Below are 14,375 nucleotides of genomic sequence, written 5' to 3'. Positions count from 1 at the left end.
TTAAAGATGCGGGCTTAGTGCGCCTGAAGCCAGTTGCGGCCGGTGCCCACTTCCACTTCCAGCGGCACGCCGCGGGGCAGCAGCAGCGCGGTCGTCATCAGCTCCTTGATTTTGGGGGTGATGTAGGCCACTTCCTCCTGCACGGCGTCGAACACCAGTTCGTCGTGCACCTGCAGAATCATGCGGGTTTGTTTTGCTGTCTAGCTGTCTGGTGCTGGAGACGTGGTACTTGGCGACTCTTTCGGCGGAGTTTAACGGGTGAGGGGGACGCTGTAAAAAAATTATTTTTAAATATATAAAATAAGTTGTAAAAATGGGGGGGGGGTAAATACATTTGTCCCGTTCTCATTCTTTTGCTTCTACCCATGCAAACCAAGAGATTTCCCGCCATGGCCTTGGGCTTTGGCGTATTACCCGTGGTCATCGGTTTAGTCAGCACGAGCCTATCTGGCTGCCGGGACAAGCAAAACGCCCCCGACCCGTGCGCGCAGGCCAAGGCCAATCCCCTAACGTTCCGGTTCGTTGAAGCTTTCGGCACGCCCACACCCGACACGGCTTACAACAGCCAGACGGTGTCGTTGCAGGGGCCGGGCGCGCCGTACACCAGCTATGAGTGGCTGGTGGGAAAAATAGATAAGCGCACCGGACGCAACACGGCCGTTAGCTTCGATAACCAGACTTTTGGGGAAATTCCCGTGCGCCTGATTGCCAGGCGCCCGCCCAATATGGCTTGCTTTAAGAACGACGACGGGGTGGACACGCTCACCCAAACGTTGACACTGATGCCGTTCCGCGACCAACACGCGCCCATCTACGGCAAGTTTCAAGGCGCTAATTCGGACGCATTGCGCGACACGTTTACGGTGCGTATTTATTCCGGGCCTAATTTTTATTATCCCACTAACCCCGCCGCCGAATTCACCAACTACATCGTTGGAATTCCCAAAGGATGTCGCAAGCCCTACTTTGACATTGGGCTGACTTGGCGGGGCATCACGGCTAGTAGCGGCGGATGCTCCGGATTTGATATTACGAAAGGGTACCTGACGGCCCGCGACAGTATTCGCATAGAGTACCGTACTCAGGTCAGCCCCGCCATCATTGATAAAGTATTCATAGGCAAGCGTATCCGGTAATTTCCGGTTTTTTTCACTTTTCCCCTTTCTGGTACATGCGTTTTTTCTACCCCCTCGGGGTGGGGCTGCTCGCTGCGTCCCTATCCTTCCCACAACTGGCCTCCGGGCAAATGGTCCCGTGCCCTCCAATCGGCGTTCGCACCGACCCGGCGAATCCCAATAACCCCGCCGGTCAACCCAATACCTTCAACTGGTATTATGGGAATTATCAATCTTCGCTCTACAACGGAGGCAGGTATGCCCTCAATAGCCCTTTTCCGGGCGTAGGCCAAGACTACGTCGAGTTGCCTTGGCTACAGCCTACCAACTCGAACATGGACCGGTTTTCAGGCAAAATTGATAAACCGGGTGATGGGTGGGAATTGATTCGGAGGGATTTGGGCTATGATGACGCGGGCAACCCAGCTAAGACAACCAATCCTACGCTCATACTTTACAATCGGTACACTAGCGTGCTACGGGTATTTACGGCAGTTGGCGACCTTCAAAACAGTTATCAATTTGCTGAGATTAAGTTGAGATTTGGAACGGCTGCCACTTTTAAAGCGGCGACACTCAATCGGCAAACCGCCCTTGGAATTGCCCTTGAAGATACAGAGCCAGCTATAAATCCGCAATTTGTAGCCGTGGCACGCTACATAAACAGTCGAAGCAAATGGTTCGTAGCGGATTTTCCCATGGAGTATGACCCGTGCGTTTGTCAGTTCGACTCGCGTTTGCACATCGAAGTCAATCTGATATCGCAGGCTGACGTACAGTTGGTAGGGAAAACGACGGGCACGCTGGTGTCAACATCAACCGGGGCAGGCTCGGACTTTGATAAAGGCATTCCCTTCATTCGCAAACTGAACGGCGTATTATCAGCCGGAGGAAAGTCGTACGACAATATCGACAAGTTTACGAGCAAGTTAAAAAGCCAAAACCCCGATAAAGCGGGCGCTTTGGACAGTTTTAACAGCGCAAGCAAATCGGGCGATTTCTTGAAAGCCGGGCTTTCTGCGCTCCCATTTATAGGTGCGGCGGTCAGTATGCTCGACTACTTTATGGGCGGCGGCCAAGATGCAGGACCTACTCAAGTCGAATTGCAGCCAATGACCATTGAGATGACCACCACCACAACAGGAACAATCACCACCAACAATTTGTACGCCACGGTTCCATTCCACAACCCCGGCAACCGCCTGTCGGTGAGCATTCCGGAAAACGTGCCCTACTACAACGAGGCCATGGGGGTGTTTAGCTTGCTGAAAAAGCCAGTAATCCAGACCAGAACGACTACTACAACCAACCCCGACCGCTCCAGAACGACGGTGCGTGCTTATCGGCTCGCCGAGGATTTACAGTACGTCATCAACCCGGCTTCAGGCTTGACAGTACAGGATTTTCAAGTGGCGTTAATGGTAGAAGGCAATGAAGTAGAGCCTTTTGGAGGAGATTACACCTTGGAAGGACAAGTAACCAAACCGGACGGCACGTTTGATTACCTCTACCGTACCAACTACATAGACGCGGCTTGCATTAAAAATACCATCTTCCAGACCGAGGCCTTGGGCGGCACCGGCGACCCCAGCCAAGAGTTCATGTACAAAGGGGCCTATCTAAAAGTCATATTGAACCTGCGGCCGACAGCGGCAACTCCCACTCAGCAGAACGTGCTGTTTGTGGCGCGGTATCCGATTACCCTCAGTGCGGTGAGCAGCTTTTCATCATTGCCCTTTGCCGCTTGCGGCGTGTTGCCGCAGGCCACAAACGCTACCATAAATGCGGTGTGCCAAGGCACCAAATACAAGCAAGCCATTGCTTTGGCCCGTCCAGGGCGGCCGAGCAGCACCGCTATCGGCAGCACGCCCACCCAAGTGGCCCTGCAAGCGTATCCTAATCCCGCCGCCGGTTCGGTGCGGTTGAAGTACCATGTGGCGCAAGCCGGCCGGGTTCGCCTAACCTTAACTGACGCGTTGGGCCGGGTAGTGCAAACCGTAGTGGACCGTGAGCGAGTGTCCGTCGGCACTTTTGAAACAACTGTTTCCCTTGCCGGCCTCCGGGCGGGCGTGTACTTCTGCACGCTGCATACGGCAAGCCAAAACCAGGTGGAGCGTATTACTGTAACTGAATAACCCGTACGTCACATTTGCAATTGGTTAATCACCAGTTCTTTCCTGCGCACGGAAAGGGCTGGTGATTTTCCCCTTTGGCTGTTATGCCAGCCAAGAAAATGCCGAGTTAAGCCATTTCGCTACGCTTTCCTGATTTTACCCACAACACATGAAATACATTCTGTTTTCCCTAAGCACCCTGCTGTTTCTTTTGTCGGCGCCAGCTGTTCAGGCGCAAGCGGCCGCTCCGGCTGGCTCTGTGGTGGCGGCTGCCCCCGCTGCAGTGGCCTTGGTGCAGGTTTACTACACGCGCAAAGGCTTCAGGGCTGAATTTGATACAGATGGAAAAAGCTTGGGCGGGCTGAGCCAAGCGGAGCTCAACGAAAAATTTAAGGTCGTGACTTCACCGGTCGCAGTCATCAATTTTGTGGTGCAGAGCGGCTACCGGGTGGCGAGCTTTTCCACCACGCAGGCCGGTGCTGGCGCTGACCTCGCTCGGGTGAGCGTTACCAACGGCTACGTATTCCTTTGCGAGTCGGTGCGGTAGGGGCGGCCAGCTAGAGCCGGCGCTGCGGGTTGGGCTAGCGCGTGCACAAGCAGTGAAGCCTAACTTAATTGCAAGGCCAAGCGGCTGTCCATCTTCAGCAGAAAGAGCCCGGCGCGTCAGACGTGCCGGGCCCTTTTTATTTTTTTAGTAGAGAAGCAAAAGTAGCCGTAGCTAAAAGGCCGTCATGCTGAGCGCAGTCGAAGTATCTCTACCGCGCTGGTTTGGATTACTACTGCGGTAGAGATGCTTCGGCAGGCTCAGCATGACGTTCTGTACTTATAGTCCCTCAGCTAATGCGCCTGCAGCCAGTTCCGGCCGTGCCCACTTCCACTTCCAGCGGCACGCCGCGGGGCAGCAGCAGCGCGGTGGTCATCAGCTCCTTGATTTTGGGGGTGATGTAGGCCACTTCCTCCTGCACGGCGTCGAACACCAGCTCGTCGTGTACCTGCAGTATCATGCGGGTCTGGAGCTTCTCCTCGCGCAGCCAGTGGTAGATGTTAATCATGGCCATCTTGATGATGTCGGCGGCCGTGCCCTGGATGGGGGCGTTGATGGCGTTGCGCTCGGTATAGCCGCGCAGCGTGGCGTTGCGCGAGTTGATGTCGCGCAGGTAGCGGCGGCGCTTGAGCAGCGTTTCGGCGTATTCCAGCTCGCGGGCCCGGTTGATGCTCTCGTCCATAAACTGCTTCACCGACGGGAATTCCTGGAAATAGGTGTCGATGATGTCGGTGGCTTCCTTGCGGCTGATGCCGATGCGCTGGGCCAGCCCGAAGGCCGAAATGCCGTAGATGATGCCGAAGTTGACGGTTTTGGCCTTGCGGCGCATCTCGCCGTCCACCTGGTTGAGGGGCACTTTGAAGACTTTGCTGGCGGTGCTGTTGTGAATGTCCTGGCCCAGGCGGAAGGCCTCAATCATGGTGGCGTCGCCGGAGAAGTCGGCCATGATGCGCAGCTCCACCTGCGAGTAGTCGGCGGCCAGCAGCACGTGCTGGTCGTCGCGCGGCACGAAGGCTTTGCGGATTTCCCGGCCCTTTTCCGTGCGGATGGGGATGTTCTGGAGGTTGGGGTTGGTGCTGCTCAGGCGGCCGGTGGCCGTCACGGCCTGGTTGAAGCTAGTGTGTACCCGGCCATCCACCACGCTCACCAGCTGGGGCAGGGCCTCCACGTAGGTCGAGCGCAGCTTGGTGAGCTGGCGGTATTCGAGGATGAGGGCCACGATGGGGTTGTCGGCGGCGAGCTGGCTCAGGATTTCCTCGCCGGTGGCGTACTGGCCGGTTTTGGTTTTCTTGATTTTCCCCTTGCCGATGTCCATCTTATCAAACAGCACCTCGCCCAGCTGCTTCGGCGAGCCGATGTTGAACGGCCCGCCGGACTCAGCAAAAATCTGCGTTTCCAGCTCCGTGATGTAGCCCTGCAGCTCGGCCGAGTATTCGGTCATGGCCCCTGAGTCAATCCGTACGCCCTCGTACTCGATGCTGCTGAGCACCGGCACCAGCGGGTTTTCCACGTCGTTCAGCAGGCCCAGCAAACCCAGCTCCCGTAGCATCGGCTCGAACACGTGCTTGAGCTGCAGGGTCACGTCGGCGTCTTCGCAGGCGTAGTCCTTCACCTCGGCGGGCGGGATGTCGGCCATGGTTTTCTGCTTCTTGCCCTTGGGGCCAATCAGCTCAGTTATCGACACCGGCGAGTAGTGCAGGTAGGTTTCGGCCAGCACGTCCATGTTGTGGCGCATGTCGGGCTCGATGAGGTAGTGGGCCAGCATCGTGTCGAACAGCTGCCCGCTCACCTCCACGCCGTAGTGCCGCAGAATGGTGAGGTCGTACTTCACGTTCTGGCCGATTTTGAGGATGTGCGCGGCCTCGAAAAACGGGCAGAACTCCTCCACAATGGCCTGCACGGCGGCCGGGTCTTCGGTGGGCACGGGCACGTAGTAGGCCTCGCCCGGCAGCCAGCAGAAGCTCAGGCCCACCAGCCGCGCCGTCATGATATCGAGCCCGGTGGTTTCGGTGTCGAAGCTGACTTCGGTTTGCTGCAGCAGGAAGCCAAGCAGCGACTGGCGCAGCGCCGGCGTATCCATCATGTGGTACTGATAGGGCACGTCTTCCAGGCGCTTGCGCGGGCCGCTGGGCGCGCCGTATTGGCCCGTTTCGCCTTCCTCGGCGCCGCTGGCCACGGCCCCATCACCGAATAGTGAAGCCTGGTCGCCGACCACCAGCTTGGGCCGGCGCACGGGTTTGCTGCCGGGCGCGGCCACGCCGGCCGGGGTGCGTGGCGGGCCACCGCCGCTCAGCACGCGGGCCGCCAGCTGCCGGAACTCCAGCTCCTCAAACAGTTCGCGCAGGGTGGCTTCATCGGGCGCGTCCAGCACCAGCTTGTCGGCCTCAAAGTCCAGCGGCACGTTCACGTGAATGGTGGCCAGCTCCTTGCTCATCAGGCCCTGCTCGGCGAAGTTGCGCACGTTTTCCTGTTGCTTGCCCTTGAGCTGGTCGGAGTTGGCAATCAGGTTTTCCACCGAGCCGAACTGCTTTATCAGCGCCTTGGCCGTCTTGTCGCCGATGCCGGGGATGCCGGGAATGTTGTCGCTCGCGTCGCCCTGCAGGCCCAGAATGTCAATCACCTGCTCCACGCGCTCAATCTCGAAGCGGGCCAGCACGTGGGCCACGTCCAGAATCTCGGCCGCGTTGCCCATGAAGGCGGGCCGGTAGATTTTGATGTTCTTCGTCACCAGCTGGCAGTAGTCCTTGTCGGGCGTCATCATGAACACTTCGAAGCCTTCCTTTTCCGCTTTCTGCGCCAGCGTCCCAATCACGTCGTCGGCCTCAAAGCCGTCCATCATCAGAATGGGAATATGGAAGCCCGCGATGATTTTCTTGATGTAGGGCAGGGCAATGCCAATGTCCTCGGGCATGGCCTGGCGCTGCGCCTTATAGGCCGCAAACTGCTCGTGCCGGAAGGTTTTCTTCGGCCCATCAAAACACACGCCGATGTGGGTGGGCTTCTCCTTTTGCAGCACTTCCACCAGCGTGTTGGTGAAGCCCAGCACGGCCCCGGTATTCATGCCCTTGGAGTTGATGCGCGGGTTTTTGCTGAACGCGAAGTGCGAGCGGTAAATCAGGGCAAAGGCGTCGAGCAGGAAAAGCTTTTTGGGGGCGGTGGGCGCGGCGGTATCGGTCATGGTAGGCGAAAGTACGGAGCCAGGGAAAGGCAAGGCTGAGATTACCGCCTTTAAATTAACCCAAACGGCCCTCGCTGCTGCAAAAATGCAACTACAGGACCGTTGCCCTCCCGGCAGGCTTCCCTTGAGTAACCGCTGTATTTGTTGCCTACAGCGCCGGTTTTACCTCCACTACGAAGCGGCTGCTGCCCGCCAGCCCGGTGGCCGACAGGCCCTGCAGCACCACCAGGTAGCGGCCGGCCTGGTCGCTGGTGTAGAAGTCAACGGTTTTGGCATCGGGGCCAGTGGTGATTTCCGGGTTCCAGTAGAGCAAGTTGCGCAGGTCGGGCAGGCGACTGGCTTTTTCCTGGGCGGTTTCGTAGCGCGGGGCGTAGAACTCGCGCTGCCGCTGCACGCCTTCGTACCGCTGCACCAGCACCCGCGGGTCGAGCGGGAAGTCTTCCAGGTCGCCTTTGTAGGTGGTGAAGCTCACGATGCCGTTGTACGCGGCCGGGCCGTGGAAGTAGCGGTTGGCAATGACTTCCAGCTTCTGAATCTTCAGCGGATTCATGGCCATAATCTTGTTGATGTTGAAAACGGGCACCCCGTCCAGCAGCACCATGGGGTTCTCGCGCGACACGGATTTATTCAGCTTGTCCAGCACCAGCAAGTGGAAGCCGTCTTTGCGGATGCGGACCACAACGCCGGGCACGTACTCCCTCAGCACTTCCTCCATCACCTTGAAGCGGGTGTACTTGTCCAGCAGGTACCGCTCGTCGGGCGGCCCAAAAAACGGGAGGCTGTCCACCACCTCCGGCGCGTAGCGGCTGCGGTACTTACTGGTAAAGGCGTTCTGCACCTGCGCGTGCAGGTGGCGCCTGGCATAGTCGGCCTGGTAGCGGGCCGTGAGGCCAAAAGGCGGCACCAGCGCATCGGCGTAGCGCGCCGAGAAGGGGTCGAGCACGGCGAGCTGGCTGCTGCTGTCCGGCCCCGCACCAGTTTGCAGCATGATTTCACGAGTGCCCAGGAAGTGCGGGGGTTCGAAGCGCACAATGCCCTGGGCGTCGCTCCGGGCCACGCTCAGGTGCGTGATACGGCTGGGCGACGACAGATAGGTAATAATGCCCTGCTGCGGTTGCTGGGTGCCGGGCTGCGTGATGCGCGCCTGCACCATGGGGCCATACGGCTCGGGCAAAAACTCAACGGGCTTGGGTGTGGTAGCCAGCACGTCTTCCCAGCGGAAGCGGCTCCAGCCCTGGGTCAGCATCAGGTTGTCGGCGGCTTCGGCAGCTTCCGGGCCGGTGGCGGTGAAGTAGTAGTCCGGGTTTTCCACCGTGCCAGGCACGTCGGCCGTCAGCCAGAAGTAGCGGTCGATGGTGGGAACGGAAGCAGTGTTGAGCGAGTCGAGCCGGTACACGGCCATCGACAAGCTGGCCGGCACGGGCGCCTGCGGGCCGGCCGTGGCTACCTGCACGCTCACCTTGTCGCGGGTGCCGTACTGGGGCTTGTCGCGCGCGCCGTAATGGCCAGCTGCTGCGTGGGCGGCTGGAAATACAGCCGCTCGCATACCGGCTGCTGGTTGGCCGTGAACAGCGTAAAGTGCGACACGCCGGGCAGCAGCCGGGCCTTGCTCACCACGACGCTACCCTGACCGTTCAGCAGCTGCAGCGACGTGGCCACGGCCACTTTTTGCCGCGAATGGCCCAGCAGGTACACGGTTTCGGGGCCGGTGGCGGCGGTGTTCACTGTCACGGTCAGCTGGTCGGGGCCTGTGTGGTCGAGGCGCAGCACGTAGCCCTGCTCAAAGGCCCGGGGCAGCGGGCGCGTCAGCGTTTGGTTTTTGGCCAGGGTCACCACGGCCGTGTACGTATCGGCGCCCGCGGCCGGAGTGAAAGCAAAGCTGCCCATGCCCAGCCGCAGGGTGCTGAACGTGGCCACCACGGTCCCGCTTTGGTTCAGCACTTGGCCCTGGGCCGCCACGCCCCGGCCGGCCTTGTCGGTCACCTTGAAGCCCACCCGGCTGCGCAGGCCGCGCACCAAGTTGCCGCCTTCCGGGAAAAACCGGGCCTCGTAGGCGGCCGAGTCATGGCTGCTCACGCCCGAGGCGGTGGAGGTGTTAATAACCGTCACGGAAGAGTGGAAGTAGGCATCGGGGCTGAAGTTCTTCATCCAGCTGGTGTAGGCCCGCACGGTGTAGGTGCCGGCCGGCAGCGACGCGGGCAGCACAAAGGAGCCCTGCCCAGTGGCCTGCCGGAGGCTCACTTTGCCCTGCAGCACCGGCCGCTGCTCGGCGTTCAGCACTTCCACGTACGCCACGCTGCTCAGCGTGAGGGGGCGGGCGTAGGTGCCGTCGGCGGCGTACACCTTGAACCACATGGTTTCGCCGCTCAGGTACACAGGCCGGTCGAGGTGCAGAAACAGCTTTTCGTGGGGACTGCGCTGCTCGTACCGCCCCAGCCGGCCGGTGATGCCGCCCAGCGAATCGAGCGGCGCCTGCGCCGCGGCAGTACCGGTAGCGCCCAGCCCCAGCCCCAAAAGCAGCCACAAACCGGCAAGGATGCCTCTTGGGGCATCACTCTGAGAGAAAACCATGGAGTTACAACGCTTCAATTGCATAAGGAAACCTAAGGCCAGTAGCTGGGCTTGACCGAGGTGCCGCGCACGCGGCAGTCGATGCACTCACGCTTTTTGGCCGTGTAGCCGGCTAAACTTCCTCTTTCGAAAACCGCATTAATGGGAAGGCGGCCCGTGAAGCGGTTGAAGTTGATTTCCAGAGTTTGCGCCGGAGGGGGAGGGGGTAAGGGGCGGTTAAGAAAAACGGTATCGGGCGGAACGCAGTCCTCGTACCCATCCGAAACTGGCCAGGACCTGGGCAGCTCCGTTCGGCTGATTAGAATTCGTTTTTCGGTGCGCGAGTGCGCCCCCACAAACCCCAGAGCCAGGTCGGCACTATTGCTGAGGCAACGCACGTTGCCAGTAAGCTGGGAGGGCTGCGGGTCGAAGAGCGAACCAATGCTTTCCGTGTTTTTGCGCAACAGTTCCCAATAAGCATATTCTTCTTTGGTCAGCGCAAATTGCTGCACCAGAATGCTGTAGCGGGAATACAGCAATGGGGTAGGGGGGATGAGCTGCCGCACCCGGAAGTCGCTCACCACGTCCTGGGCCAGCGAAGTCGTTTTGTAGAGCAGCACGTTGGTGGACTTTGCATTGCCCCAGCAAATTCTGGGAAAGGGCACCTGAATGTTGCGTATTGCGCCGTTAACGTATTCCACCGAAGGAAAATAGGGCGGAATAATCTCCCAGGTCTCGTCGGTTTCCCAGCGGTAGTATTGGGTGGCGTTGGTGGCGTCGCGGGCATCGACGGTGATGTCGAGCCCGGCATTGTTGAGCCGCCAGCTCACGGCGTCGATGGGCGGAGTGGTTTTCACGGGCACGTAGTCCGACGCGTATTGCTTGCCCGCGAACGTGTTCAGGTGCAGCCGGTGCCGTTTGGCCGGGTTCAGCACTAGGCTGGCCGAGGTGTAGGTGCCCGCGGGCGCCTCGCGCAGCAGGTAGCGGGGGCCGCCTTCTTCCTCGATGTAGGCCGTGGCCCTATTCTCGGTGGGGGGCGCCGCCTTGGAGTCCACGGCGAAGGTGCGCGAGAGCTTGATGGTGGTCACGCCCTTGCTGTTCAAGAAACCGTCCACCACCAGGTAGCTCGGCGGCGATTTCACCACGTCGGGCATGTAGGGGTCGGTGCAGGCGGGCAGGGCCAGGGCCAGGCACCACCGCAAGGCCCGGAAAACGGAGGAATGGGGCGCGCGCATTTAAAATTTGAAATTGTAGGTGATGCTTGGAATGGGCTCGCCAAAAATGGACAGCTGGTAGCCCTTAATTTGCCCGCCTACCGACTTAAAATACACCGAGTAGGGGTTGCGGCGGCCGGTGAGGTTGTACACGCCCACCGTCCAGGAGCTGTGGGCCAGCTTCTTCACCTTGTGGTTGCCCTCGATGTTCAGGGCCAGGTCGAGGCGCAGGTAGTCGGGCACGCGGTAAGCGTTGCGGTCCGAATAGAACACGCGCAGGGAGTTGCCCACGAAGTACTTGGCCAGCGGCAGCGTGATGGGCCGGCCCGTGCTGTGGGTGAAGTTCACGGAGGTGCTGAAGCGCCGGCTGAAGCGGTAGTTGCCCACCAGGGTAAAGTCGTGGGGCTTGTCGAAGTTGCTGGGGTAGTAGTTGCCGCCGTTCACCATGTCGGCGGTGGTGGCCGCGTTCACCTGCACCAGCGAGCGGGAGTAGGTGTAGCCCACCCAGCCGTTGAGCTTGCCCGTGAGCTTCTTCACAAAGAACTCCACCCCGTAGGCTTTGCCCTGGGCGTTGATGATGTCCGTCTCGATTTGGGGGTTGAGCAGGAGCGTGGCGCCGCTCTTGAAGTCCACCACGTCGCGGAGGGTTTTGTAGTACGTTTCCACCGATACCTCAATGGTGTTCGACTTGAAGTTGCGGTAGTAGCCCACCGAGTACTGGTCGCCCACCTGCGGCCGGATGTTGGCGTCGCTAAGCTTCCACACGTCCGTCGGCGACACGGAGGCCGTGTTCGTGAGCTGGTGGATGTACTGCCGGGTGCGGGTGTAGCTGGCCTTTACCGACGAGTTGTCCGACACCGAGTAGCGCGCCGACAGGCGGTATTCCGGGCCGTGGTAAGTAGCCAGCACCCGGTTCGAGCCGTAGCGCACCGTGTCGATAATAGAAGCCAAAGAGCGCGACTCGCCCGGCGCGTAGCGGTACACGTCGCGCGGGCCCAGCGCCTGAAACAGCGAGTAGCGCAAGCCGCCCGACACCGAAAAGCGCGGCGTGATATCGAACCGGTCCGACGCGTAAAAGGCGCTTTCCAGGCCCCGTTCCTGGGCCAGCACGTCGGGCCGAATTAGTGAAGCGTCGCCCCGCGGCTGCAGGCTGCCCGGCGCAATCTGGTAAAGCTGCGAGCTGGCCCCAAAATCAACGGTGTGCCGGGAATTGGGGAAGTAGCTGAAGTCGGCCCGCACGCCGGGCTGGTCGATGGCGTACTTCAACTGCGAGGCCGTGAGGGGGTTGCGCTGGCTGGTGACGTCGTAGTTGTAGTGGCTGTAGGTGGCCGTCAGCACTCCGTAGAGCTGGTTGGTGAAGGTGTGCCGCCACTTAAAGCTGGCGTTCCGGTTGGAGTAGCGGAAGGTGGTGTCGCTGGCCAGCCGAAACCGGTCGTTGCTGACGTAGCCCGTGGCGTAGATGGTGTTTTTCTCGTCGAACTCGTGGGTGATGTGCGCCGTGACGTCGTGGAACGAGGCGGCGCTCTGGTTGAAATTTTTGTCCGAGAGCTGCTTTAAAAGCCAGTCGGAGTAGCTGGCCCGGCCGCTGATGATGAACGAGCTTTTGTCCTTCACGATGGGGCCTTCCAGCGACAGGCGGCTGGTGAGCGGCCCGATGCCGCCCGAGCCGCCCACTTTCTTCTTGTTGCCTTCGCGGGTGGTGATGTCCAGTACCGACGACAGCCGCCCGCCGTACTTGGCCGGAATGGCGCTTTTGTAGAGCTCCACGCCCTGCAGAATGTCGGGGTTGAAGGCCGAGAAAAAGCCGAACAAATGCGAGGGGTTGTAAATGGTGGCGTCGTTGAACAGAATCAGGTTCTGGTCGGTGGCGCCGCCGCGCACGTTGAGGCCGGTGCTGCCTTCGCCCACGGTTTTCACGCCCGGCAAGGTCATGATGACGCGCAGGATATCGGTTTCGCCGAAAGCGGTGGGCACCTGCCGCATGGTCTTGATGTCGAGCTTCTCCAGGCCCATCTGCATGCCCGACACGTTGCGGTCTTTCTCGGCTTCCACCACCACTTCCTTCAGCGTCACAATGTCTTCCTCCACCTCAATTTCCAGCTTGCCGTCGCCGCGCAGGTTCACCTGGCGCTTGGTGTTTTTGATGCCCACGCCCCGGATTTTGAGGTCGTAGCGGCCCGGCGGCATGGTCAGGGAGAAGTAGCCAAACTGGTCGGTATTGGCCCCCACGCTCGGCGACTCCGAGTAGATGGCCGCCCCAATCACGGGCTCGCCGGATTTCTGCTCGCGGATGTGCCCCGCCAGCGTAACCCGGCCCCCGCCGCCGCTGCCGATGTCGTACACTTTGTATTCCGAGGCACTCACGTAGCGCGAGCGGCCCGCCGGGCCAGCAGCCGTCGGCTCGTTGGCCAGCACCTCCGCGGCCCCGGACCGGGGCTGGAAAAAGTCGGGCGACAGCGCCGGGTTGATGGCCACGCCCTTGGACACGAACACCCGGTTTTCATCGTCGATGGCAAAGCGGAAGTCGGTGGCTTGCAGGGCCTGGTAGAGCACGGCCTGCAAGGGTTGAGCCTGCGCCTGCACCGTCACAAACAGGCTGTCGACGGTGGCCGGGTCGTAGTAGAAGCGGTAGTTGGTTTGGGCCTCCACCTGGTTCACAAACTGCTCGAAGCGCACGTGCGCAAAGTTTCCCGTCACGGTTTTCTCGGCCTGCTGCCCGTAGCTGGTCAGGCACAAAAACAACAGAAACGCAACCAAAAAAGCCCGGTAGGCGTGTTTCATAAAAGGAAAGAAGGAAGTAGCACGGAGTGGGGCCAGGTAGCGGCTAGCGGGAAACAAGACCGGCGTAGTAGCCCGCCAGTTGCATCAGCGAAGCCTCGCGGCTGGCTTTGCTAAATTTGAGCTTGTGCTCCTGCAGGTATTTCTGGAGGTCCTTGCCGCGGTCGGCCAGCAGGCGCAGGGCGGCGCCCTTGCTGGCTACCGGGTAGTAGCGCCCGTCTTTGCGCATAAAGAGCTTGTCGGACGCCGTGAACCGCACGTTGATGTTGTGCTGGGCAACTTGTTCCTGCAGGCGTTTCGAGCGCTTGGCCAGCACCTGCACGGTACCGTCGAGCAGCATTTCGTAGTAGCCTGTGCGGATGACGCCGGCCGAAGCGCTATCGGCCAGCAGCCGTACAAAGCGGTGGTTGTTGAGGGTGAATTCCTGCATCTCCTCGTTGATGAGGCGCAGCGTAAGCGCACTGTTCGGCACCGAAAGCACTACCTGGTCATACACCAGGTCATACTGCAACTCCAGGTTGTCGAACAGCCGCTGGTTGGTATAGGTCACGCTGCCAGGCTGCTTATCGGGCACCCCAAAAAACTGATGGCCCGTGCTCACATAGTATCGTTTGGAATAGTCCAGGTACTGAGGCCCGTTCAGGAGCTGCGAGTGGGCCGTGAAAGCGGCGGCGTGTTGCTTTTGCGCCGCCGCGATGGAAACCGACAAGTCGGCATCGGGTGGGGCGGTTTGGGCAAAAGCAGGGCCAGCCATCACCAGGGCACACAAAGTAGCCGGTAAGGCAAGGTAAAGTGTTTTCAATAGGAGGAAAGGTAAGGTCGTAAGCTTTCGCTAAGATATGACTTGCAAGCAGTACAAAGGCTAAATGGCATCCTGGTAGG

9 protein-coding genes and 1 pseudogene are annotated in these 14,375 nt (G+C 60.1%); 3 read left to right on the top strand and 7 right to left on the bottom strand.

All coding sequences use genetic code 11. The features are described 5' to 3' along the window. Positions 1-14: 14 nt before the first annotated feature. Positions 15-182, bottom strand: a complete 168-nt coding sequence (locus BEN47_RS19970; protein ID WP_083321958.1) for a DNA polymerase — start codon at positions 180-182, stop codon at positions 15-17. Between the two features lie 183 nt (positions 183-365). Between BEN47_RS19970 and BEN47_RS00480 the strand changes: the two genes are divergently transcribed. From BEN47_RS00480 to BEN47_RS00470, 3 genes are all read left to right on the top strand, one after another. Then, complete coding sequence (locus BEN47_RS00480; protein ID WP_070724249.1) at positions 366-1,136, top strand: hypothetical protein; 771 nt, start codon at positions 366-368, stop codon at positions 1,134-1,136. Positions 1,137-1,171: 35 nt separating this feature from the next. Further along, entirely contained in the window at positions 1,172-3,250 is a 2,079-nt protein-coding gene (locus tag BEN47_RS00475) for a T9SS type A sorting domain-containing protein (protein ID WP_070724248.1), read from the top strand. Positions 3,251-3,398: 148 nt separating this feature from the next. Then, a complete protein-coding gene (locus BEN47_RS00470) occupies positions 3,399-3,776 on the top strand; it encodes a hypothetical protein (protein ID WP_070724247.1) in 378 nt (125 codons plus the stop codon). A 290-nt stretch (positions 3,777-4,066) separates the two neighbouring features. Here the strand turns inward: BEN47_RS00470 and polA are convergent. The 6 genes and pseudogenes from polA to BEN47_RS00440 all read right to left on the bottom strand — a co-directional run bounded on the left by polA (position 4,067) and on the right by BEN47_RS00440 (position 14,295). Beyond that, positions 4,067-6,951, bottom strand: a pseudogene (polA, locus tag BEN47_RS00465) (DNA polymerase I). A gap of 148 nt (positions 6,952-7,099) precedes the next feature. Further along, complete coding sequence (locus tag BEN47_RS00460; RefSeq protein WP_070724246.1) at positions 7,100-8,497, bottom strand: hypothetical protein; 1,398 nt, start codon at positions 8,495-8,497, stop codon at positions 7,100-7,102. Continuing rightward, positions 8,407-9,477, bottom strand: a complete 1,071-nt coding sequence (locus tag BEN47_RS00455; protein ID WP_070724245.1) for an MG2 domain-containing protein — start codon at positions 9,475-9,477, stop codon at positions 8,407-8,409. Before BEN47_RS00455 ends, BEN47_RS00460 begins: the two co-directional genes overlap by 91 nt. 77 nt (positions 9,478-9,554) lie before the next feature. Then, positions 9,555-10,736, bottom strand: coding sequence for a DUF4249 domain-containing protein (locus tag BEN47_RS00450; protein WP_070724244.1), 1,182 nt, complete (start codon positions 10,734-10,736; stop codon positions 9,555-9,557). Continuing rightward, a complete protein-coding gene (locus BEN47_RS00445; protein WP_070724243.1) occupies positions 10,737-13,496 on the bottom strand; it encodes a TonB-dependent receptor in 2,760 nt (919 codons plus the stop codon). It abuts the gene before it with no gap. A 43-nt stretch (positions 13,497-13,539) separates the two neighbouring features. Continuing rightward, entirely contained in the window at positions 13,540-14,295 is a 756-nt protein-coding gene (locus BEN47_RS00440; protein ID WP_125921422.1) for a hypothetical protein, read from the bottom strand. Positions 14,296-14,375: the final 80 nt, after the last annotated feature.

The sequence above is a fragment of the Hymenobacter lapidarius genome (genome assembly GCF_001816145.1).
In the GTDB taxonomy this organism is placed as follows: Bacteria; Bacteroidota; Bacteroidia; order Cytophagales; family Hymenobacteraceae; genus Hymenobacter; species Hymenobacter lapidarius.
The sequence above is the reverse complement of the archived record's forward strand: the minus strand, read 5'-3'. Positions and strand labels throughout refer to the sequence as shown.